Source organism: Hymenobacter aerophilus DSM 13606, from assembly GCF_000382225.1.
Lineage (GTDB): Bacteria > Bacteroidota > Bacteroidia > Cytophagales > Hymenobacteraceae > Hymenobacter > Hymenobacter aerophilus.
Map to the genome: position 1 here is coordinate 39,025 of NZ_KB907818.1, position 22,628 is coordinate 61,652.

At 61.9% G+C, this 22,628-nt stretch carries 21 protein-coding genes; 3 read left to right on the plus strand and 18 right to left on the minus strand.

Going from position 1 to position 22,628, the window contains the following annotated elements; genetic code table 11:
- Nucleotides 1–38: 38 nt before the first annotated feature.
- From H145_RS0113740 to pdhA, 9 genes are all read right to left on the minus strand, one after another.
- A complete protein-coding gene (locus H145_RS0113740; RefSeq protein WP_019948736.1) occupies nucleotides 39–326 on the minus strand; it encodes a hypothetical protein in 288 nt (95 codons plus the stop codon).
- Entirely contained in the window at nucleotides 323–928 is a 606-nt protein-coding gene (gene lptC, locus H145_RS21345) for an LPS export ABC transporter periplasmic protein LptC (RefSeq protein WP_083937792.1), read from the minus strand. The genes H145_RS0113740 and lptC overlap by 4 nt, the downstream gene beginning before the upstream one ends.
- Before the next feature lie 106 nt (nucleotides 929–1,034).
- Entirely contained in the window at nucleotides 1,035–2,393 is a 1,359-nt protein-coding gene (locus H145_RS0113750) for an OmpP1/FadL family transporter (protein ID WP_019948738.1), read from the minus strand.
- Complete coding sequence (locus H145_RS0113755; protein WP_019948739.1) at nucleotides 2,380–3,123, minus strand: type III pantothenate kinase; 744 nt, start codon at nucleotides 3,121–3,123, stop codon at nucleotides 2,380–2,382. The genes H145_RS0113750 and H145_RS0113755 overlap by 14 nt, the downstream gene beginning before the upstream one ends.
- 178 nt (nucleotides 3,124–3,301) lie before the next feature.
- A complete protein-coding gene (locus H145_RS0113760; protein WP_019948740.1) occupies nucleotides 3,302–5,284 on the minus strand; it encodes a pseudouridine synthase in 1,983 nt (660 codons plus the stop codon).
- Between the two features lie 283 nt (nucleotides 5,285–5,567).
- Nucleotides 5,568–5,951: a TraR/DksA family transcriptional regulator gene (locus tag H145_RS0113765; RefSeq protein WP_019948741.1), complete on the minus strand. Its 384-nt coding sequence runs from the start codon at nucleotides 5,949–5,951 to the stop codon at nucleotides 5,568–5,570.
- 309 nt (nucleotides 5,952–6,260) lie between these two features.
- Nucleotides 6,261–6,737 (minus strand): 6,7-dimethyl-8-ribityllumazine synthase, encoded by a 477-nt coding sequence (ribH, locus tag H145_RS0113770; protein WP_019948742.1) that lies wholly within the window; start codon nucleotides 6,735–6,737, stop codon nucleotides 6,261–6,263.
- A 254-nt stretch (nucleotides 6,738–6,991) separates the two neighbouring features.
- On the minus strand, nucleotides 6,992–7,762 hold the full coding sequence (locus tag H145_RS0113775) for a tetratricopeptide repeat protein (RefSeq protein WP_019948743.1): 771 nt from the start codon (nucleotides 7,760–7,762) through the stop codon (nucleotides 6,992–6,994).
- A 123-nt stretch (nucleotides 7,763–7,885) separates the two neighbouring features.
- A complete protein-coding gene (gene pdhA / locus H145_RS0113780) occupies nucleotides 7,886–9,058 on the minus strand; it encodes a pyruvate dehydrogenase (acetyl-transferring) E1 component subunit alpha (RefSeq protein ID WP_019948744.1) in 1,173 nt (390 codons plus the stop codon).
- 69 nt (nucleotides 9,059–9,127) lie between these two features.
- Here pdhA and recF point away from each other — a divergent pair, with 69 nt between their 5' ends.
- Both recF and H145_RS0113790 read left to right on the plus strand, forming a co-directional pair.
- Nucleotides 9,128–10,243 (plus strand): DNA replication/repair protein RecF, encoded by a 1,116-nt coding sequence (gene recF, locus H145_RS0113785; protein WP_019948745.1) that lies wholly within the window; start codon nucleotides 9,128–9,130, stop codon nucleotides 10,241–10,243.
- 67 nt (nucleotides 10,244–10,310) lie between these two features.
- The gene (locus H145_RS0113790) at nucleotides 10,311–10,634 is read left to right on the plus strand and encodes a DUF721 domain-containing protein (RefSeq protein ID WP_019948746.1); all 324 of its coding nucleotides are present in this window, start codon (nucleotides 10,311–10,313) and stop codon (nucleotides 10,632–10,634) included.
- 314 nt (nucleotides 10,635–10,948) lie between these two features.
- Here H145_RS0113790 and H145_RS0113795 read toward each other — a convergent pair whose 3' ends face one another.
- From H145_RS0113795 to H145_RS0113805, 3 genes are all read right to left on the minus strand, one after another.
- Nucleotides 10,949–11,512 (minus strand): acyl-CoA thioesterase, encoded by a 564-nt coding sequence (locus tag H145_RS0113795; protein ID WP_026351519.1) that lies wholly within the window; start codon nucleotides 11,510–11,512, stop codon nucleotides 10,949–10,951.
- A gap of 276 nt (nucleotides 11,513–11,788) precedes the next feature.
- Nucleotides 11,789–12,187, minus strand: coding sequence for a hypothetical protein (locus H145_RS0113800; RefSeq protein WP_019948748.1), 399 nt, complete (start codon nucleotides 12,185–12,187; stop codon nucleotides 11,789–11,791).
- A 212-nt stretch (nucleotides 12,188–12,399) separates the two neighbouring features.
- Nucleotides 12,400–13,257: a glycerophosphodiester phosphodiesterase family protein gene (locus tag H145_RS0113805; protein WP_019948749.1), complete on the minus strand. Its 858-nt coding sequence runs from the start codon at nucleotides 13,255–13,257 to the stop codon at nucleotides 12,400–12,402.
- A gap of 132 nt (nucleotides 13,258–13,389) precedes the next feature.
- On the opposite strand from H145_RS0113805, the gene H145_RS0113810 reads away from it, so the two are divergent.
- Nucleotides 13,390–14,013 carry a DUF2939 domain-containing protein gene (locus tag H145_RS0113810; RefSeq protein ID WP_019948750.1) on the plus strand — a complete coding sequence of 208 codons (624 nt, stop codon included), beginning with the start codon at nucleotides 13,390–13,392 and terminating at the stop codon, nucleotides 14,011–14,013.
- A gap of 94 nt (nucleotides 14,014–14,107) precedes the next feature.
- Here the strand turns inward: H145_RS0113810 and H145_RS23760 are convergent, their stop codons facing one another.
- From H145_RS23760 to H145_RS0113840, 6 genes are all read right to left on the minus strand, one after another.
- A complete protein-coding gene (locus H145_RS23760) occupies nucleotides 14,108–14,395 on the minus strand; it encodes a PLD nuclease N-terminal domain-containing protein (RefSeq protein ID WP_019948751.1) in 288 nt (95 codons plus the stop codon).
- A 99-nt stretch (nucleotides 14,396–14,494) separates the two neighbouring features.
- Entirely contained in the window at nucleotides 14,495–15,133 is a 639-nt protein-coding gene (locus H145_RS0113820; RefSeq protein ID WP_019948752.1) for a rhomboid family intramembrane serine protease, read from the minus strand.
- A gap of 256 nt (nucleotides 15,134–15,389) precedes the next feature.
- Nucleotides 15,390–16,361: a polyprenyl synthetase family protein gene (locus tag H145_RS0113825; protein WP_019948753.1), complete on the minus strand. Its 972-nt coding sequence runs from the start codon at nucleotides 16,359–16,361 to the stop codon at nucleotides 15,390–15,392.
- Nucleotides 16,362–16,582: 221 nt separating this feature from the next.
- Nucleotides 16,583–19,213 carry a ribonuclease R gene (gene rnr, locus H145_RS21355; RefSeq protein WP_019948754.1) on the minus strand — a complete coding sequence of 877 codons (2,631 nt, stop codon included), beginning with the start codon at nucleotides 19,211–19,213 and terminating at the stop codon, nucleotides 16,583–16,585.
- 243 nt (nucleotides 19,214–19,456) lie between these two features.
- The gene (locus tag H145_RS24780; RefSeq protein WP_019948755.1) at nucleotides 19,457–21,592 is read right to left on the minus strand and encodes an ABC transporter ATP-binding protein; all 2,136 of its coding nucleotides are present in this window, start codon (nucleotides 21,590–21,592) and stop codon (nucleotides 19,457–19,459) included.
- A 184-nt stretch (nucleotides 21,593–21,776) separates the two neighbouring features.
- Entirely contained in the window at nucleotides 21,777–22,436 is a 660-nt protein-coding gene (locus tag H145_RS0113840) for a lipoprotein signal peptidase (protein WP_019948756.1), read from the minus strand.
- Between the last annotated feature and the right edge of the window lie 192 nt (nucleotides 22,437–22,628).

Genomic DNA, 22,628 nt, shown 5'->3' on the forward strand with positions numbered 1-22,628 from the left:
CGGCCGCCCAGGGCTCGTTGGGCCGGCCCCAGGGCGTACTACTTGCGCTTCTTGGGCTTGCGGGCGCCTTTGCCGGCCGGCCGCTTTTGCCGGCGCAGCTCAGCCTCCCGCTCATCGGCGGCCCGCAGGTCGTCCTCCTTCTGGCGCTGGCGCAGGTAGCGCAGCCCAATCACGCAGCCAAACGACACCATAAACAGCCAGTAGTTTTCGTAGAGACCGGTCATACCGCCGACTACCAGCGTGCGAAACGCGGCCACGACGAACGTGAACACGCCAAACACGAACAGTAGCGTCTGGCTGATGCCGGGGTCCCAGAATCGTTTCATTGTTGCGGGGCTTTAGCAGAATCGGGGGCGGGCGCAGCGCGGGCCGCGCCCGATTCCTGCATGCTGAACACGCCAGTGGGCGTAAGAATGCGGTAGCGCGAAAAATCCTGGTTGGCCGTCAGGCCCCGGCCGGTGAGCACCTCGGTGGGCGTCGTCACCTTGATTTCGGTTTCGGGCTTGGTGTAGATGCTGGCTTTGTTCTGGTCGTAGAAGGCTTCTTCGGTGTTCATACGCTGCTGCTTGGGCACGTTGGTCACCCGCACGTCGCCGCGCATGGTGTACAGGCCCTTGTTGCGCTCGAAACGGCCGTATTTGCCAGTAATGGTGTTCACCACCATCTGGCCTTCCTTGTCCATAAACGTCAGTTCCAGGCCCTCCGGGTAAAGCTGGTCGCCCGACTCAAAATCCTGCTTCAACGGCGTTTTCAGGCGCACGCGCAGCCGGGCCGAGTCGCTGACGAGCATCAACACGTTGCGGGTTTCGATGGTCGGGCCCTGGTAGTCGATGGGCTTGGCCGCCACCTCGTCGGCCTTCTGGCAGCTGGCGCTCAGCAACGCCGCGCTCAGCAGCAGCCCGGCCCATACGTTTCTTCCTGCCATCATTCGTTGGAGGGAATCGTGAATTATGAATCTTGAATTATACATTTTGAATCAGGAATTGAGAACGAGGGCCCCCGTAATTCAAAATGTATAATTCAAAATTCTTCCTCTATTCAATCCGGCGCTTGATAAACCAGCGGTTGTTGAGCGTCACGCCCAGCTGCATCCGGATGTAGCTTTCCTTCACGTTGCGCTCGGTGCCGTTATTGTCCAGCTGCAGCACATCGGTGTTGCCGCGCTGCCCATAGGTGAAGCCCAAGCTAATGGTCGTGGCATCGAGGGCCGAAGCCGAGGGTAGCGGCAGGCCGAAGCCCCAACTCACCGAGCGGTCGAGCAGCACGTTGCCGCCGGGGCGGTAGGGCAGCTGGGCCACGCTCAGGCCGGCGCGGTACGTTACGCGCTTGAAATAGTGGTCAACCGACGTCGGGTCGGGCGTCAGCTCGCCGCCAATAGCGCCGCGGTAGGTGTTGCTCAGCGGCACGCCCGACAGGCCGCCTTCCTCGCCGAACGACTTGAACTGCGACCATTGCTGCAGGCCGCCATCGAGGCTCACGCTCCAGTTACGGTTGTTGTCGAGGCTCAGGCCCACCTGCGTGAGGGCGGGCACCGTGGCTTTGCCCTTTTCGTCCTTGCTGAGCGGCGTGGCGTTGATGAGTGCGCCATCAGCATCTTCGCGCAGAATGTTGCGGCTCCGGTCGCCGTTGAGCTTGCTGCGGAAGCTGTACACGCCGCCCAGGTTGTAGTTGAGCTTGTCGGTTAGTTTGCCGCGGTAGTGTATGCCCGAGCGGAAGGCGAAGTCGGAATAGTGCACCTGCTGCTCGTAGATCGAGCGGCCATTGAGCACCAGCGGCAGCGTTTCGGTGCCCACGCGGGTGCTGGCTTCCTGGTTGATGCTGCCGAACACGTAGGCCGCCGACACGCCCACCACCAGGTTTTTGCGCAGCCGCACGGCGTGGCTCATGTAGGCTTCGGCCAGGCCACCGTTGCCCTTGTACTGGCGCTCCAGCTGGGCCATCGGGTCGCCCGCCACGCTGTTGTCCAGCGTCCGCGACTCGTAATCGACGGTGGTGTAGGGCTTGAGGCCGATGGCGCCGGCCCAGCTGCGGCTGATGGGCACGGCCAGCGCCACGTAGCCCAGCGTGCCGGTGCCGGTGCGCTGGCTGGTGGCGTCGTTGCGCAGGGTTTTAAACTGGCCGGTGTAGCCTGCCTCAAACGTGGTGCGGTTGGTGTAGTAGAGCAGCGCCGGGTTCAGCTCGTTGACGTTGGTGCCGTTGGGAGCGGCCACGCCCGTGCCACCCATACCCATCTGCCGCACGCCGCCCAGGTTCAGGCTGGCGTCGCCCAGCCCCAGGCGCGAATAAGGCGAGTTGCCCAGGCCCTGACTCTGGCCCAGCGCCCCCGGCGTGGCAGCCAGCAGGCCCAGCAGCGAAAAACCGCCGGCCAGACCAGCAAAATTAAGTTGCGACATGGTGTGCTAAAATTCGGTGGAGCCCTAGTAAAACCAGCTCCGGAACAACAAAGATAGGTCCTTTCAGATGGGCGCGAAAAAATGGCGCGTCGCCCCCGGCCAGCACCACCGCCAGCCCCGGATACCGGGCCGAGTAATCGGCCAGCAGGCCGGCCACTTCGGCCACGGCGCCGTTCAGCACGCCGCTGCGGATGGCCCCGGCCGTATCGGTGCCGGTCAGGGCAACGGCGGCGGTTGGGTCGGGCAGCGGCGCCAGCAGCGGCAGGCGACCGGTAAACTCGTGCAGCGCCCGAAACCGCAGCGCCAGCCCCGGCGCAATACTACCGCCCCGAAACACCCGGCCGCTTTCCACCAAGTCAAACTTGATGGCCGTGCCGGCATCTACCACCACCACGTGGCGGCCGGGCAGCAGCCAGGCCGCCCCCACGGCCGCCGCCAGCCGGTCGGCGCCCAGGGTGTGGGGCGTGGCGTAGGCGTTTTCGATGGGCAGCGGCGTAGTGGCGGGCACAAACTCCAGCACCCGGCCCGGCACCAGCTCCCGCAGGTCGGCGGCCCAGCCGGCGGTGGGTTCGGCCACCGAAGCCAGCACCAGGTGCTCGGGCTGCAGCCGCGCCACAGCCGCGTGCACCTGCGCCCGGGTCTGCCCGCTGGCCGACTCCAGCAGCACATCGTGCTCGAAGCAGCCGTACTTCACGGCCGTGTTGCCAATGTCGAGAGCGAGGGTACGCAAGTTGTCAGTTGCTAGTAATGGGTTGTCAGTTAAAGAACGTCATTCAGAGCGCAGCGAAGAATCTCGCGTGAAGCCGTTGGCGCGCTGTAGCACCGTCAGCACGCGAGATTCTTCGCTGCGCTCTGAATGACGTTCTTCCTAACCCCGGATACCCTGAAGGGCCCCCGGGGTTGCCAGCCTACATGAAATACTTGAGGCGGATAACTTCCTTTTCGTTGAGGAAGCGCCACTTGCCGCGGGGCAGGTCCTTCTTGGTCAGGCCCGCGTACTGCACCCGGTCAAGGGTTACCACATCGTAGCCCAGGTGCTCGAAGATGCGGCGCACAATGCGGTTGCGGCCAATGTGGATTTCCACGCCCACAAAGTGCGGGTTGCCGGCCACCACGGCCACGTCGTCCACCTCGGCTTTGCCATCTTCCAGCTCCACGCCGGCCGCAATCTGGCGCAGGTCGTCCTCGGTCAGGGGCTTGTCGAGCTCTACCTGGTAGATTTTCTTGTTGCGGTGCGAGGGGTGCGAGAGTTTCTGGGCCACTTCGCCGTCGTTGGTGAACAGCAGCAGGCCCGTGGTGTTGCGGTCGAGGCGGCCCACCGGGAACACGCGCTCCTTCGAGGCGTTCTGGATGAGCTCCATCACGGTGCGGCGGCCTTCGGGGTCGTCGGTGGTCGTCAGGAAATCCTTGGGCTTGTTGAGCAGCAGGTACACCTGCTTTTCGCGGTTGAGGATGGTCTTGCCATACTGCACCGTGTCGGAGGGCTGCACCTGGTAGCCCATTTCCGTCATCACTTCGCCGTTCACCTTTATTTCGCCGGCCGCAATCAGGGCGTCGGCGTCGCGGCGCGAGCAGATGCCGGCGTTGGCAATGTAGCGGTTGAGGCGCACCGTGCCGTCGGCCGGGTCCTGCTCGGGCTGCTCGCGGCGGCGCTTGTTGCCCCGGGTTTTGTCTTCCTCGTAGTGACGCAGGTTTTTGTAGTCGGGCGCTTCGCCGGCTACTTCGCCACGCTTGCGCTTGCCGGCCTGGTTCGAATCAGCCGCGGCATCCGGGCGGCCGGGCCGCTCGTCGTAGGCGCGGCGGGGCCGCTCCTCCCGGCGCTCGGCGTGCCCGAAGGCACCACGCGGCGCATCCGAATCGGGCCGGCGGGCGGGCCGGTCGGGGCGGCGCTCGGGGCGCTGCTCGGGCCGGTCGCGGCTGTCGCGGCCATCCCGGTTGTCGCGGCGCTCGAAGCTGCCGCGCCGCTCGCCGCTGGCGCCGCCGCCAAAGCCCGAAGGCTTCCGGTCGCCAAACTCGCGCCGCTCCTGGTCGTCGCCTTCACCAGCCGGACGGCGGGTGGCGCGGTAGGTGTTCTCGTCGGAAAAATCGGGGTGCTGGGGGGCGAGGTTCTCGGGCCGGCGGTCGGGGTCGAAAGCGCGGGCCGGCCGCACCGGGCGGTCGGGGCCGTACTCGCGCGAGCCCGCGAAATCTTCCTGGGCCCGGGGGCGCGGCGCTTCCGGTCGCGGCTCGTCGGCGGCGTTGGGGTTCTGCTTGATGAATTTGCGGTTGCGCTCCCCGGGCATCCCGCGGGGTACGGCCTGCTCCCCGTCCTGCCGACGGTAGGGCTGCCCGCCCCAGGTTTGCTTGGGCTCGAAGTTGCGCACCGGCCGCTCGTCCCGCTGCTCGTCGCGCGGTTCACCACCAAAGCCACCTTCCCGCCGTGGGTCGCGGCGGTTATCCCGCCGGTCGTCGTTGCGGCCGGCGTTGCGCGCATCGCCGCCGCCGAAGCGGCTGTCGCGGGCCGGGCGCTCGTCGCGGCCGAAACGGTTGTCACCACCGCGCCGCTCGTCGCGGCCGAAGCTACCTCCCTCGCCGAACTTGCGCGGGCCACCACCAAAATTGCCGCCGCCCCGGTTACCAAACGGGCGCGAGTTGCCGAAGCCTCCCTCGGCGGGCCGACCACCAAAGCCCGGCCGGTCGTTGCCGCGGCGGGCGTCGTAGTCGTTGCGGCGGCCTTCGCCCCCACGGCGGTTGTCGTCGGTGCTGCGGCCGGCGCCGAAGCGGTTCTGCTCGCGGTTGGCGCGCTCCTGGCCGGGCTGAATGAATTTGCGGTCCGAACCGGAGTTGTTGCGGTCGGAGCTGAAACGGCCGCGGCCTTTGGGCGCGTCGTCGGAGTGGTGTTTCTTACCCATAGTGGTAAAAGCGTGCGTGCCGTATCGCTACGGTACCGGTGAATAATTCGGAGAAGGCTTTGCAACGAAGCTCCGGGGAAAACAGTGCCCGGACCGGCCGCCCGGCTCCGCCGGGGGCGGAACGCAGGCAGCCCGTCCGGGCTGATTTAATCAGGTATTAGTAGAATACTTGTCATTCTGAGCGGATCGAAGAACCTCGCCAGCAATAAGCAACTCTGTCGTCAGGAATTACTATTGCTGGCGAGATTCTTCGCTCCGCTCAGAATGACAAGTATTCTACTAATTAGTCGCGACGGGCCATTTTGGCCTCGATGGAGTGCTGGGTGTGGGGCACGGCCCGCAGGCGCTCCTTCTGGATGAGCTTGCCGGTGCCGATGCACACGCCGTAGGTGCCGTTCTTGATGCGGACCAACGCGTTTTCGAGCTGCTGGATGAACTTCATCTGGCGCGACGCCAGCTGGTTCATGCTCTCTTTCTCGGCCGTGTCGGCGCCGTCTTCCAGCACCTTCGACGAAGAGGCCGTGTTGTCGGTGCCCGAGTCGTTTTTGCGGCTCAGGGTTTCTTTGATAAAGGAAACCTCCTTGCGGGCGGCGGTCAGCTTATCTTGGATGATTTGCTCGAACTCGGCCAGTTCTTCCCTGGAATAGCGTAGGGGTGCTTCACTCATGACGTTACAGGAAGATATAGTGAGAAGGTGGGATTGGAATGCGGGTGGAAAACGACACCGGTCAGTTGGCGTGCAATGGCGCCCGCTAAAGCAAGGCCAACAGCAGCCCAAACGAATTGGTTTGCCCAACTGCGCTTCGGAAGCCTGAAAACGCTGGCTACCTGATGCCCCTGATCGGTAATCGGCCGCAAAGCTACGGTTTTGTCGGCGGATGCGCACCAACCCTGCTTAACTGGCAACTCGTTCCCCAAAAGGGGCGCGCTGGCTACTGCTCAAGAGGCTACCGGGGCGGGTGGGCACTTTGTAAGGTTAGAAGCCCAGCATGTGGATGGCGGCCACGGCGCCCTCTACGCCCTTGTTGCCGTGCTTGCCGCCGGCCCGGTCCCAGGCCTGCTCCAGCGTGTTGGTGGTTACGAGGCCGAAGATGACGGGCTTGTTGAACTTGAGGCCCACGTTGGTGATACCGCTGGCCACGGCGTGGCAGATATAGTCGTCGTGCTTGGTTTCGCCCTGAATTACTACTCCCAGGCAGATAACGGCGTCAATCTCGTCGTGCTGGGCCAACAGTTGCGCCCCCAGCGTCAGCTCGAAGCTGCCGGGTACGGTGTTGCGGAAGATGTGCTCGGGCTTGGCGCCATGCTTGAGCAGCGTGTCGTAGGCGCCCTGGGCCAGCGTGTCGGTGATTTCGCGGTTCCACTCGGCCACCACCAGCCCGAAACGCTTCTCGGAGATGTCAACGAAGTGGTCGGACGTGTAGTCGCTCAGGTTCTTGAGAGAAGTAGCCATGTGTTTTGAGCTGTTGGCTAATAGCTGCTAGCTAGTAGCTTATGTTTTGTAGGACAATTATTTACAGAAAGCAACCACCCAAATCTGGCGGTGCTAGCGGGCATTTTTCACCCAGAAAAGTTGCCGATGGCAAAGATAGACCCGCCGGCCGGCTACTCATCTAAAGCAAAAAGGCAGCCCGAAGGCTACCTTTTTGCTCGTATACTTTTGAAAATCAAGCCTATAACTGAAATCAGCTAACAGCTCTGGCAAAGCTACTTGCCGCTCAGGCCTTCGGCGCGGGCCTTGTACTGCTTGGCTTCGTTGGCTTCGGCGGCGGCGGGGTAAGCGGTCAGGATTTTGTCGTAGGCCGTAATGGCGCCGGCGTAATCCTTGGCTACCTCACGGGCGGTGCCTTCCTTGAGCAGGTAGGCGGGCGAGAAGTACTCGTTGGCGTTGTAGTTGGCGGCCTTGTTGTAGAAGTCGGCGGCTTCCTTGGGCTGGTTGAGTTCCAGGTGCGCGTCGCCGATAAGCGAGTAGGCGCGGGCCTGCACCAGGTAGTCGTCGGCGCTGAAGTCTTCGAGGTAGTCGATGGCTGCTTTGTACTGGCCTTCCTTGAGGGCGGCCACGCCGGCGTAGAAGCTGGCGAGGTTGCCGGCATCGGAGCCGCCGTACTCGGAGGCCACGCGCTCCAGGCCCAAGTTACGGCCGTCGCCCTTCAGCGCCTTCTGCAGCGAGTCGGCTTCCCAGTAGCTCACGGCCTGAAACATGGCGGCCTGGCCCTTCTCGTTTTGCGAGTTGCGCCACAGGTAGTACCCGAAGCCGCCGGCCACGGCCAGCACCACTACGGCCAGCAGGCCCAGCAGCACGTTCTTGTTGCGGCGCACAAAATCCTCCGACTCAACCAGCCGCATAGCCAGCGCGTCGGGGTCTTCCATGAGCGGGTGCTCGGGGTTGTAGGCCTGGGCGGGGGCAAGCGGGTCGGTGCTCACCACGCGCTGCTGGCGGGCCTGCTGGCTTTTACCCGTAAAAGGAATCTTGGACATGGGAAAATTTAGCTGATAGCTAGTAGCTGTTGGCTTTTAGCTCTGTTCTGGTTAGCCGATGAAAACCGTTTACTTAAGAACGAAAGCTTTCAGCTGGCCGCTCTAAGCTAACAGCTTAAAAAGCTAGTCGCGGATGTAGGGGTAATCCTGCTGCACGTACACGTCGTGGTAGAGCTCGTCGGCGGTCGGGTAGTCCGACTTCTCGGCAAACTCCACCGACTCCTGCACCTGGGCCTTGATCTTCTCGTCGATGGCTTCCAGTTCGGCTTCGGTAGCCAGGTTGTGGGTAAGGATGGTGTGGCGTACGGCCTCAATGGAGTCGCGCGAACGGTAGTCCTCCAACTCGTCCTTGGTGCGGTACTTGGCCGGGTCGCTCATCGAGTGGCCCTTGTAGCGGTAGGTTTTGAACTCGAGCAGCGTGGGGCCTTCGCCGGCGCGGGCGCGCTCGGCAGCGCGGGCCACGGCCTCGTGCACATCCTCCACGTTCATGGCATTTACCGGCTCGGAGGGCATATCGTACGACTCGCCGAGCGTGTAGAGCTCCGTTACGTTGGACGTGCGCTGCACCGAGGTGCCCATAGCGTAGCCGTTGTTCTCAATCACGAAGATGACCGGCAGCTTCCAGAGCATGGCCATGTTGAAGGCCTCGTGCAGGGCGCCCTGGCGCACGGCGCCGTCGCCCATCGAGCAGACGCACAGGTTGCCGGTCTTGTTGTATTTCTCGGCGAAGGCAATGCCGGCGCCCATCGGCACCTGTGCCCCCACGATGCCGTGGCCGCCGATGAAGTTTACTTCCTTGTCGAAGATGTGCATCGAGCCACCCTTGCCTTTAGAGCAGCCGGTGGCTTTGGCAAACAGCTCGGCCATCACGGCATTGGGCGAGGTGCCCAGCGCCAGCGGGTGGGCATGGTCGCGGTAGGCGGTGATGTGCTTGTCATCCTTGGTCAGGGCCGAGACGGTGCCGGCGACGCAGGCCTCCTGGCCGATGTAGAGGTGGCAGAAGCCTTTAATCTTCTGCTGACCGTACAGCTGGCCAGCCTTCTCCTCGAACTTGCGCATGAGCACCATCTGCTCGTACCAGGTCAGGTAGGTTTCCTTTGAATACTCGGCTTTGGCCGGCGACGAGGCCTTGGGCGCGTCGGTAGCCTCCTTGGCCGCTTTATTGGCGGCCGGTTTCACGTTCTGGGGCTGTTCGGCCGTTTCCACAGCTTTGCCTTTGGCGGCAGCCTTGGGTGCGGGCGTTTTCTTCGCCGAATTGGAAGCCTTGGCCGTAGCCTGTACTTTCGTCTCCGCCATCTTAGTTTCGATTATTCGCGTTTGGGAGGCGAAAGTACGTAAAAGGATGGCAATGTCCGAACCCCGCGCATGAATCTGGAGAACCTCCACCTGCTCTTCTTCAAGAATTACGAAGAAGCCCAGCTCGCCTTTTCCCCGCACATCAACTGCTTTATCGGCGACAACGGCAGCGGCAAGACCAACCTGCTCGATGCCATCCACTACCTGTCGCTGACCAAGAGCGCCTTCACCACGGCCGATGCCCAGAGCATCCGGCAGGGCGAGGAGTTTTTCGTGGTGCGCGGCCGGTTCGGCGACCGGCCCGCCGGGGCCCCGGCCGAAACCATTCAGTGTAGCCTGCGGGTGGGCCAGAAGAAAACCGTGCTCCACGACAAGCAGCCCTACGAGCGGGTGTCCGACCACATTGGCCGCTACCCGGTGGTGCTCATCTCGCCCTACGATACCGACCTGATCCGGCAGGGCAGCGAGGAACGGCGCAAGTATTTCGACAGCCTCATGTCGCAGCTCGACCACGAGTACCTGGAGCTGCTCATCCGCTACAGCCAGTTGCTCAAGCAGCGCAACGCCCTGCTCAAGCTGGCCGCCGACCGCCAGGCCGGCTACGACCGCGACTACCTGCTGACGATTGACGAGCAGCTGGCGCCGCTGGGCGAGCAGCTGGTGCAGCGCCGCCAGGAGTTTCTGGTGGGGTTCGAGCCGCTCTTCCAGCACCACTATGCCCAGCTCGCCGATGGCCAGGAGCAGGTCACGCTCACGTATAAGAGCGAGCTGCCCGGCGCCGACTTCGGCAAGCTGCTGCGCCTGCAGGAGCGCCGCGACCTGACGCTGCAGCGCACCACCACCGGCCCCCACCGCGACGACTTTACCTTCCTGATGGACGATAAGCCAGTGAAGAGCTACGGCTCGCAGGGCCAGCAGAAGTCGTTCGTCATAGCCCTCAAGCTGGCGCAGTTCGAGCTGCTGGCCGAGCGCCAGGGCCAAAAGCCGCTACTGCTCCTCGACGACATCTTCGACCGCCTCGACGAGAAGCGCATCACCCGCCTGATGCAGCTGGTGGCCAACCACACCTTCGGCCAGATTTTCCTGACCGACACGCATCTCGAACGCACCGACCGGGTGCTATTGGAGCTGTCGGAGGATATCCGCCGTTTTCGGGTGCAGGCCGGTACCGTGGTGCGGTTGTAGGCAGCGGGCGGGGTATCTTTGTTGAGTTAGCCAGCGGGGCGTTTTCCTCGCGCGTTAACTTACTGAAATGGCCTACAAAAAACCGTATTCACCCGAAAATTCCCGCAAGGCTGATATTGTCTCGCTCAAAGACAGCATCACGTCTATGCTCCGCGCCTACCGCCTCCAGGGCAAGCTGAATGAGGTGACGGTGGTAGCCAGCTGGGAAAAGGTGATGGGCAAGGCCGTAGCTCTGAAAACCCAGCAGCTCTACGTGAGCAACAATAAGCTGTTCGTGCGGTTGTCGTCGGCGCCCCTCAAGCACGAGCTGGTGATGGCCAAAACCAAAGTACTGGCTAACCTGAACGCCGAAGTCGGCGAGGATGTCATCAAGGAAGTGGTGTTCCTATAGGAGCTGTTTAGCTGGTAGCTGACAGCTGGAATCAATTAGGGCGTTATGCGGAGTGCAGCTGTTTCGGCTGCACTCCGCATAACGCCCTTTCAGCTTTTTGAACCGTCTCGCCGTGAAGAGCACTTCTTGAGTAATGCTACTCTTGGTTATGCTGGCTGCCTGCTGTTGTACTAGTGAGTAATGGAAACTGCGCTTTTTACCGCTGGTCATTCACGTTCCACAAACAAATCCGTTCGACAGCTTGAACCTGGGTGGGTGCAGTTCTCGCCCCTAGCCCCTACCCTGGGCAGTTCTGCTTAAAGGGTGTGCCAGTATTAGTGCACAATCCGGCAACGCTCGTTGTCCAGCAGCCCCATCTGGTCATCTATTGCCAGCGTACTACGGGCATTATCGAACTGCTCGCGGTACTGCTGCTGGAACTGCCGGCGCTTGATGGCTTCCTGAAAGCGGCGGATGTCGTCGCGCGTTTCCAGCTCCAGGCCGGGCACCTGCGTGGGCTGGCCGGCCTCGTTTTTGGCCACCATGGTGAAGTAGCTGGTGTTGGTGTGTTTCACCAGTCCGGTGCGCACATCCTCGGCCGTTACCTTGATGCCCACCAGCAGCGAGGTGCGCCCCACGTAGTTCACTGAAGCCAGCAGCGACACCAGCTCGCCTACCTCCACCGGCTGCATAAAATTCACCCCATCCACGCTCACGGTTACGCAGTAGTTACCGGCGTGGCGGGACGCGGCGGCATAGGCCACTTTGTCCATCAGCGAGAGCAGAATTCCGCCGTGGATCTTGCCCCCGAAGTTGGCATACGATGGTATCATCAGCTCGGTAAGCGTGACGCGTGAATAGGAAACCGAACGGTATTCGGGGAGCACAAATGGGGGCATAAACTGGTAGCTGGATCAGGGATTGGTTGCGCAAAGCTACGGCTTCCCCCGGGCCACCTCGCCCCTCCCCTACCGTGTTTACCTTGGGTTACACGCTCGTTCCTTATCGGCCTTTAATACCGACGCAACCACCGCTTGTTTCGCTACACTTAGCCAATCAAGCGGACACTAATATCACGCGCTATAAGCCTCGATAAGGTCTTATTCCACCTATTGTTTCATCCGTCGTTTAACCGTTGCCAGGAACAGATATGTTTCACGTGGAACATATCTGTTCTATTTAGGGCCGTACACTTTCAGCAGAAGCTCATTATACGCTTCCAGCAGGGCAATATACTTCTGCTGCAGCACCATCAGCTGTTTTATACTATCACCGTCGGCTGAAACTGTAACAGTGGAACGGGAGGCACTCTGATTATCGGACACATTAGTTACGCTTCGTAACACTGGTGTAACAGTAAAAGGCAAAGCAGACTGTTGCAATGATGTAAACTCATTGGAGAAATCGTGTCCGATAATATCGCCCACTTGCTTTACAAAGGTGTAATCAAGCTCCTTCTCTTTGAACCGGCGATACATAGTCGGACGTGTAATACCAAGATCGTCCACAATCCGCGTAATCGAAATTCCGCTATTTTTGATGGCTTCCTGCAGTATTTCGCCCTGGTGCGACATATAGAACGGTTGTAACAGTGATGATGCTGTAAATATGATCAATACATTTTACGTAACCAAAGGCAACAAATACGTTCATGCAACAAATTAACTTTACGAACATTTATGATACACAATGGAACACATTACACAGTACAGCGTTGTTACAATTGACAGTTACAGGCGTTACGTTACAGTAAACAAGCAACGAGTGATACAGACACCGCATTAGCTTAAAGAGAATAAAGCTCCTGGCGCATAGCCAGCAAACGGTCGGGGTAGTCGGTGGTGATCCCCCAGGGATGCAGCGCCAGTACTGCCCGCAGGTCAGCCGGCTCGTTCACGGTCCAGGGTACTAGCCGGATATGTTGCGCGGCCAGCTGGGCCGCTAGGGCGGACGTTAATAGCCGGAAGTCGGGGCCGACTACGGCCGGCGTGAAACCCAGCGCCGCCAGGTGGTCCGCCAGTGGTAAAGCGTCCTCGATGAGCAGGCATAGCGGCAGCGTGGGCACCGCACGTCGGGCCAGTTGCAGGACGCGCTTATCGAAGCAGAGCAGCATGGTGCGGGGCATGATTTGCAGGGCCTGCAGCTCGGCCAGCACCAGTGCCAGCAGCGCGACGGGCGGGGGCTGAAACAGGCTGTCGTGAGCCGGCTCGCTCTTGATTTCGACGCTGTAATTCACCGGGCGGCGGCCCAGCTGCCGGGTCAGGTTTTCGAGGTCGGCTACTACTTCGCGCAGTAGCGGCTTATAGGCCGGCGCGGGCAGTTGCTCCGGGAAATTGGGGTGGCGCGTGCGGCCGCAGTCGTATTCCCGGATGCGGGCGTAGGGCAGCTGGTAGAGGTTGTGCTGGCGAGCCTCGGTAGGCGCGATGGGCTCGCCGGAAGGCAGCCGGCAGATAGCCGCCGACATCCAGGGCTCGTGCGAAACGACTACCTGGCGGTCGGCCGAAACGACCACGTCCAGCTCTATGGCATCAACGCCCAAGCGCAGGGCTTCGCGGAAAGCGGGCAGCGTGTTCTCGGGCCGCAACCCGCGGCAGCCGCGGTGGCCATGCACCTCGGGCAAGTGGCCGGAAAAGGGCAACAACATAAACGTATAGGCAGCACCGGGCACAGCGGTGTAGCCGGCGCAGTTGCTTACGCAGCCAGCGCATCGGCGTAAGCAAATCGGGCTACTTTTACTTTCTCAATCCCGGTTTCTTACGCTTTAACTCTCCACCACATGAAAAAACTCCTCCTCCTCATCATACTCGCGGCCGTGGGCGTTGGGGCCTACCTCTACTACTACAAGGTGCGCACCGCCCCCGAATACTCGCTCATGCAGGCCTACAAAGCCATCGACGACCACGACCCGGCGGCCTTCGAGCGGTATGTGGATGTGAACAGCGTAACGGGCAGCCTCGTGGACGACGTGGCCAAAAACGGCTCGGCGCTGGGCGTGCTCAACCCCGGCGGGATGGCCATGACCGGTGCCCTGCGCCTGCTCAAGCCGCAGCTGGCCCAGGCGGCCCGCAAAGAAGTGCAGCGCTACGTGGAAACCGGCTCGGTAGAGGCCGCCACCGCCGCCGCGCCCAAGCGGTTGGTCAACGTGTCGATGATGGGGCTGGCCAGCAAGGTGGTCGGCGAGAACAGCAAGTTCCGGGGCATTGCCTACTCGCGCGAAGAAGGCGAGCAGGCCCTCGTTGGCCTGGAGTTCACCCAGCCCCGCTACGATACCACGATGGTGCTGGAAGTGAAAATGCGCAAGCGCGGCGACTACTGGCAGGCCACTGAAATCACGAATACCGGCGATATTCTAAAGCACGTTGCCCGCATGGAAAAGCTCCGGCTGGTGGGCGGCAAGTAAGCCTCGCCAAACGCATATAGCACCAACAGAAAGCCCCGCCGTACCGAGGTACAGCGGGGCTTTCTGTTGCTAGCCAACTGACTATTTGGTGGGCTTAGGTGCTGGATTTACCGCGGCCGGCAAACAGGAAGTACAGGATCAGGCCACCCAGCGGGAAAAAGAACACAATGGCGGCCCACAGGATTTTCTTGCCGATGCCCCAGTCCTGACGGAAAATGTCGAAGAGCACGAATACGTCGAGGGCCAGGATAACGTAGCCCCAGGTAGCCAGGCTGCCGTCGTTGTTGAAACGGCTGCACGAACTGAGCAGTGAAACTGTGAGCAGCGAAAGCAGCAGGCCGGCACCGGGCAGGCGTTTGGTAAGCGTGTTGATGGCGTTCATGGCAGGGAAAATTAAGGAATGGAGAGATATGGGACCCTTTACGCAATGAACCGAAAATAGATATCAATAATTCAAGATAAACTATATTATATCATTGATTTACAAGTAGTTACCGATAAATCCCTGAATCTGCTCCCAGAAAATGAGGGCCGCCCGCGGAATCAGCAGCAGCGTGAGCACTACGCCGTAGAGGGCGCCGTAGAAGTGGGCGTCGTGGTTGATGTTGTCGCCCTGGCGCTGGCTCATGTAGTAGGAATAGCCCAGGTAGAGGAAGCCGAAGATGAAACCAGGAATTTCGAAGGGCAGCGGAAAGATGTAGAGGCCGGCCACCGGGTTGAACAGGATGGCCGAGAAGATAACCGCCGACACGCCCCCCGAGGCCCCCAGCGAGCGGTAGCCGGGGTCGTTGCGGTGGCGCAGATACGTGGGAATATCGGACACGATGATGCCGCCCAGGTACAGCAGCAGGTACCACAGCAGCCCCATCGTAGGCCCGAAAGCATAGGCGAAAATGGTTTCCACTACCCGACTGAACGAGTAGAAGGCAATCATATTAAACAGCAGGTGCGTGAAGTCGGCGTGCAGAAAGCCCGAGGTGATGAAGCGGTACCACTCGCCGCGGCGGCGCACCGTGTAGGGCTCCAGAATCCAGGATTCCAGAAAAGCCGGGTTCGACCAGGCGTAGAGCGAAATGCCAACCGTGAGCACGGCCAGCACCAGGGTGGCGGAAAATTCCATTCAGGGGGATTAGTGGTGATGGGGTGATGGGGTGAGGAGGTGAGGAGGTGATGGGGTGAGCAGGTGACGGTGAGCAGGTGACGGATAAAAGAACGGTGTCATGCTGAGCGCAGCGGAGCGGAGCCGAAGCATCTCGCGTGCAGTGGTAATCCTGACGTTAGAGTTAGCATGGCAACATCAGCACGCGAGATGCTTCGACTCCGCTCCGCTTCGCTCAGCATGACAGTCCTTTACCCAACCGTTCTTTTAGCCGCTCCTACTGCTCGCGCTCCAGCAGCTGCAGGGCCAGCTGGTGCAGGGGCTTTTTGCGCGTTTCGGGGGCCGCCACGCGCTCCAGGTGCTGCAGGGCGTCCACGAAGTAGTCGTTGATAAGGGCTTCGGTCTGGGGGCGGATTTCGAGTTCGTCGTAGATGGCGCGCACGGCGGCAATCTTGGCTTCCTTATCCGCCACCGGCTGGCCGATGTGTTGGGCCAGCACAGCCTGCTGGGCGGGGCTGGCCTGGGCCTGGGCCGTGAGCAGCAGGAAGGTCTTTTTGTCGGAGAGAATATCGCCGCCCACGCGCTTGCCGAAGGTAGCCGCGTCGCCGTACACGTCCAGCAGGTCGTCGCGCAGCTGAAAGGCCAGGCCAATGTCCACCCCGAACTGGCGCAAGTGGTCGGCATCGGCCTCCGAAGCCCCGCCGAGCCGGGCGCCCAGCTCCAGCGCGAAACCCAGCAGCACGGCCGTTTTCAGCCGAATCATATCCAGGTACTGGGCGATGCTGATATCGGTGCGGGTTTCGAACTCCATGTCCCACTGCTGGCCCTCGCAGACTTCGGCGGCGGTTTGGGAGAAGCGGCGCAGCAGCGGGGCCAGCAGGGGCGCGGGCACATCAAACAGCAGCTCGTAGGCGCGCACCAGCATCACGTCGCCGCTCAGGATGGCCACGTTGGGATTCCATTTTTCGTGCACCGTGGGCTGGCCGCGGCGCAACGGGGCCTGGTCCATCAGGTCGTCGTGGAGCAGGGTGAAGTTGTGGAAGACCTCGGTGGCCAGCGCGGGCTTCACCACGGCCTCCAGCTCGTCGGTGAACAGGTGAGCGCCCATGAGCGTGAGCACCGGCCGGATGCGCTTGCCGCCCAGGCCCATGATGTAGCGGATGGGCTCGTAGAGGCTCGTCGGCTCCTGCCCGTAGCGCAAATCGGCGAGGCCGGCGGTGAGTTTAGCGGTGAAGAAAGAAAGGTCCATGCAAGGATTCAGGTTGAGCAGGGAAAGGTACGGCGGGTTGCGATAGGTTGAGGAAGCCAGAACCCGTCGGTCATTCAGAGCGAAGCGAAGAATCTCGCGTGCTGACGTCGTTGCCATAGCAGTCCTACGTTAAGACTACTATGGCAACGACGTCAGCACACGAGATTCTTCGCTTCGCTCTGAATGACCGTTTTTGGTTGTTATGCTAACCCAACAGGGCGTTACCGGCGGCGCTTGCCCCCGCCGCCTTTGCTGCTCTTGCCGTCGCTGCGGCCGTTGGCGCTGTTGCTGCTGTTCTTGCCATCGGCGCGGCCGCCTTTGCCGTTGCTCCGCTCGGGGCGGTAGCCGCGGGGGCTGCCACCACCATTCTCGCGGCGCTCCTGCTGCTCGCGCTGCTTTACGGCGTCGGGACGGTCGTCGACCAGGGCGAAGTCGATGGTGCGGTCGAGCAGGTTCACGGCCTTCACCTCCACCTGCAGCTCGTCGCCGAACTGGATGATGCGCTTGCTGCGCTGGCCCACGAGGCGGTAGTTGTCCTTGTCAAGCTCGAAGTAGTCGCCGGGAATGTCGCTGATGCGAATCATGCCCTCGCACTTGTTCTCGGCAATTTCCACATACATGCCCCACTCGGTGAGGCCCGACACCACGCCGGTAAACTGCTCGCCGATGTGGTCCTGCAGGAACTCGACCTGCTTGAACTTGATGCTGGCCCGCTCGGCGCTGGCGGCCAGTTTCTCGCGCTCCGACGAGTGCTTGCACTCCTCCTCCACGGGCTCGGGGTCCACGTTTTTGCCGCCTTCGAGGTAGTGCTCGAGCAGGCGGTGGGCCATCATGTCGGGGTAGCGGCGGATGGGCGAGGTAAAGTGCGAGTAGTGCTCGAAGGCTAGGCCGAAGTGCCCGCGCGGGTCGGTGGTGTAGGTGGCCTTGGCCATGGTGCGGATGGCCAGCGTCTGGAGCACGTTCTGCTCGGGGCGGCCCACCACCTCGGTGCTCAGGTCGTTGAGCTCGGTGCTGAGCTTCTGCACGTTTTTGAGGTCGAGTTGGTAGCCGAATTTCTTGGCGAACAGAGCGAAATTCTGCAGACGCTCGGGGTCGGGCGAGTCGTGCACCCGGTACACCATCGTCAGGCGCGGCTTGGTCTTTTTCAGCTTGAACACGAACTCGGCCACCTTACGGTTGGCCAGCAGCATGAACTCCTCAATCATCTTGTGGGCGTCCTTGCGCTCCTTCACAAACACGCCCAGCGGCTTGCCGTTCTCATCGAGGCGGAACTTCACTTCCTGCGTCTCGAAGCTGATGGCGCCCTGCCGGAAGCGGGCCGCGCACAGCTTTTTGGCAATGCGGTTCATCAGCTGCACCTCCTGGGTGTAGTCCGATTCGAGGCCCTCAATCCGCTCCTGCGCATCCTCGTAGGCAAAGCGCCGGTCGGAGTGGATGATGGTTTTGCCCAGCCAGGTGGAGTACAGTTTGCCGTTCTCATCCAACTCAAACACGGCCGAAAACGTGAGCTTGTCCTCGTTGGGCCGCAGCGAGCAGAGGCCGTTGCTCAGGTGCTCGGGCAGCATCGGAATCACGCGGTCCACGAGGTACACCGAGGTAGCCCGGGTGCGCGACTCGTTTTCCAGGGCCGTGTCGAGGCGCACGTAGTGCGTCACGTCGGCAATGTGCACCCCAATTTCCCAGTGCCCGTTTTCGAGTTGTTGAATAGAAAGCGCGTCGTCAAAGTCCTTGGCGTCGGCCGGGTCGATGGTGAAGGTCGTCACGTCGCGGAAGTCGCGGCGGCGGGCAATTTCCTCTTCCGAGATGGTGTCGGACATGGCCTGGGCCTCGGCTTCCACTTCGGCCGGAAACTCAAACGGCAGCCCAAACTCGGCCATGATGGCGTTGATTTCGGCCTCGTTGCCACCCGCTTGTCCGAAGCTGCGCACTACCACGCCGGCCGGCGACCGGTCGGAGCCATCTTCCGGAAATTCGGTGACGTGGACCAGCACCTTGTCGCCGTTCTGGGCGTCGTTCAGGTCGTCGTGGCTCACGTACACATCGAAGTAAAGCTTGCGGTTGTCGGGCTTCACGAAGGCCACGTGGTCGCGAATCTGGATGCGGCCCACCACTTCGGGACGCTTGCGGTCGAGCACCTCTACCACGTCGCCCACGGGGCGGCCGTCGCGCGAGCCGCGCAAGCGCAGGCGCACGGTGTCGCCCTGCATGGCAAACTGGAGCCGGTCGGTGAATACGCGCACGTCGTTCTCGGTCTCCTCGCTAATCACGAAGGCATACTTGTCGGTGGCCAGCGCCACGGTGCCCACGATGGTGTCGCCTCCACTTTCGCGGCGGCGGCGCGGGGCCTGCGGGTCGTCGGCGTCGGCAAAGTCGAATCCGGCCTCGCGGCGGCGGTGCACCATGGGACCCTGGCCAAACTCGCTCTCGACCACCCGGCCACCACGGGGCAGGCGCTTGCCGGCCGGCAGCTCGCCGGGCTCGGTAACCGGCGCGGCCGGGGCTTCCGGCTCATCGTCGGCTTCGCCTTTCTTCGCGCCTTTGCGGCGGCCCTTGGGCGCGGCGGCCAGGGCCGCCTGGGCCTCGTCGGTGAGGCGGTACTCGTCGTTCTGAATCAGCAGCAGCTGGTTTTCCTGACGCAGCTCGCGCAGATGGGCAAACACCACTTCGCGCTGGTCTTTGGTCGTCACGCCGAGGCGGCGCGAGAGCTGGCGGTAGGTGAGTACTTTGCCAGGGTTGTCGCGGAAAATCCGCATAATCTGGTCCTGGCTGATGGGGGCCGCGGCGGCCGCGGACTCGGTGGCAGAGGCCTTCGCGCGGGAGGCGCGGGGGGCCGGTTGAGAGGGTTGTTTCATGGAATCGGGCCGCCGGTATGTTCGTTTTCTCAGGCGGCAGAGGTTGAATTGGGGAAGGCAGTCGGTTGATTGCCTCCGGGAAAATGAAAAAGGGAGCGGCACAGTCGGCGCCGGAAGATACTACGGAATATAACGGGGAATAACTATATCGGGGCGAGGTGTAGCGCGAAGCTTCTGCTTTCGTGTGTCGATGAACGCCTACGCACGACCGTCAGCAACAATACGCGAAGCGGAAGCTTCGCGCTACTGCCTACCGGCTACGGCGGCGCGAATATCAGCCGGCGAGTCGCGGGGAATGGCGGCCAGTAGCTGCCGGGTGTACTCGTGCCGGGGGTTGGCGTAGATGTCGGCGGCGGGGCCGGATTCTACGATTTGGCCCTGCCGCATGACCAGCAGCCGGTCGCTCATGAAACGGGCCACCGACAGGTCGTGGGTGATGAATAGATAGGTGATACCGAACTCGCGTTTGAGGTCGTTGAGCAGGTTGAGCACCTGGGCCTGCACCGATACATCGAGGGCCGAAACCGACTCGTCGCAGATGATGCACTTGGGTTGCAGGGCCAAGGCGCGGGCAATGCAGATGCGCTGGCGCTGGCCGCCGCTGAACTCGTGGGGGTAGCGCTGGAAGTGTTCCTCGCGCAGGCCCACCGTGCGCAGCAGCTCCAGCACCTTGGCGCGCTGCTGCTCGGCGCTGCCACCCACGCCATGCACCCGCATGGGCTCCCAGATGGCCTCGCCCACCGTCAGCATGGGATTGAGGGCGGCGTAGGGGTCCTGGAACACCATCTGCAGCTCGCGCCGCCGCCGCCGCAGGGCTTCGGATGGCAGCGTGGCCCAATCGTCGCCCCCGAACAGGATGCGGCCCCCGGTTGGTTCCACCAGCCGCAGCAGCGCCCGGCCCAGCGTGGTTTTGCCACAGCCCGATTCGCCCACCAGCCCCACCGTTTCGCCGGGATAAATGGCAAAGCTCACCCCATCCACCGCCCGCACAAACTCCGGCTTGCGGCTGAAAAAGCCCTTGCGAATCGGGAAGTACACGTTCAGATTCTCGACTTCCAGAAGCGGGCTCCGAGGACCTGCTGTCCCAGGGTTGAAACCCTGGGCTACGAAGTGGGAGGCAACGGCAGCTTCTGAAGCTTCATTTGCCCCTGCCTCGCCCCCTCTCCTACCTATTTCCTCTTCACCCTCCGGCGCGCTAATTAGCCCAGGACTTGAGCCCTGGGACACGGGGGATGCGGAGGTCACGGAAGAGGCAGAAGAGGCGGGAGCCTCAGGGTCGGCCACAGTTGCCTGAGAAGCCTCCGCCAGCGGGTCGGCAGTAAGCGGCAACGGCAGGCCCGATTCGGCGCTGGGGGCCGATTCGAGGCCAAAATGCGGGGTTTCGGGGCGTGAAACAGAATGTTCCACGGGAAACATTTTGGTGGTATCGGTTCCGCTGGCAGGTACAATCTCAACCTCAGCAGCCATTTCAGCCTCAAGTACTTGCGCCGTATTGGTTTCAGTGCTTATAAAGCCCCCATCGGCCGTTTCACGCATGAAATCGGCCACTACGGGAAGTTTTTTGCGGCCTACCGAAAGTTTTGGGCGGCAGGCCAGCAGGCCCTTGGTGTAGGGGTGCTGGGGGTTAGTAAAGATGTCGAGCACGGGGCCCTGTTCTACCACCCGGCCGCGGTACATCACCAGAATCCGGTCGGCTATTTCGGCTACCACGCCCAGGTCGTGGGTGATGAAGATGACGGCTGTATCGTGCTCACGGCGCAGCTCATCAATCAGGCGCAGCACCTGCGCCTGCACCGTTACATCGAGGGCCGTGGTGGGCTCGTCGGCAATCAGCAGGGCGGGGTTGCAGGCCATAGCCATGGCAATCATCACGCGCTGCTTCTGGCCGCCGCTGATTTCGTGGGGGTAGCTGGCGAATATCTTTTCGGGCCGGGGCAGGCGGGCCATCGTGAACAGCTCGACGGTGCGGGCGCGGGCCTCCTGCTCGGTTAGGCTGGTGTGCAGGCGCAGGGCCTCCACCACCTGGGGGCCGCAGTGGTACACCGGGTTCAGCGAGGTCATGGGCTCCTGAAAAATCATCCCAATGTCGTTGCCGCGCACCTGCCGCAGCTGCTCGTCGGAGAGCGTGAGCAAGTCTACCTCGCCCAGCGCTTCGCTCTGAAACCGGGCCTCGCCGCTCGCTATTCGGCCGGGCGGCATCGGCACCAGCCCCATCAGGGCCAGCGAAGTAACCGACTTGCCCGAGCCCGACTCGCCCACGATGGCCAGCGTCTCGCCCCGGTGCAAATCAAACGAAATGCCCTCCACGGCCCGCGTGTTGCCCCGGTGGCTATGGAAGTCGATGGTCAGGTCGCGGACGGAGAGAATGGGAACGGGCATGGATGTAAAGATAGCAGGGCGAAACGCTGCTTGTTTTCAAACGCAAACGGCCCACCTGATGGCGGGCCGTCTAACGGGTGTGGTCATTCAGAGCGAAGCGAAGAATCTCGCGGGCTGACATTGAAATGGTAACTCAACGTCAGCCTGCGAGATTCTTCGCTTCGCTCTGAATGACGTTCTGTTGCTACGCTACTTCCGGCGCCTCGGCGTCGCGGCGGGCCTGGGTGGCTTCTTTGGCAGCGCGCTCCTCGGCTTCGGCGGCTTCGAAATGCTGGCCGTAGAAGCGGTTTTGGAACAGCAGAATCAGGGCCACGCCCACGAAAATAGCGGCATCGGCAATGTTGAAAATGGGCCAGAGCGAGAGGTGCGAGCCGCCCACCAACGGCCAGGTGGAGGGCAGGATGCCTTCGTAGATGTCCACGTAGAGCATGTCAATCACCTGCCCGTGCAGCCAGGGCGTGGGTGCCCCGAAGGGCGCGTTGTTGTAGATGACGCCGTAGAAAATCGAGTCGATGAGGTTGCCGATGGCGCCGCCCAGAATCAGCGAGATGCAGATAATGAGGGCGTTGGGCGCGTGCTGCTTCCAGAGGCGGTAAATGTAGTAGGCAATGCCCGTTACGGCCACCAGCCGGAACAGCGTCAGGAACATCTTGCCGAAGGGCTCGGGCAGCTCCACGCCGAACGCCATGCCCGGATTGAGCGTGTAGTGCAGTTTGAACCAGTCGCCGAACACGGGGATTTCGCCGGCCATGCCCATGGGCATGTAGCGGTGCACGGCCCATTTCGAGAGCTGGTCGATGACGATGACGAGCAAGGCCACGAGGTAGTATTTCCAGTACTTCATTTTTTTAGAAGTGAGAGGTTAGATGTGAGAAGTGAGACTTCGCTCTGACAGGCTGTCAGCGTTGTTCCCTCCCTCCTCTCGTAGCACAAAGGGACGAAGATTTTTAGACTTGGTCCCGTGGCCTCGGAGCCCGGCTATCTGCCCAGCGGTATATGTTCTGGTGGTCGGTTTGTGCCCTTTTGAGCCGGATTT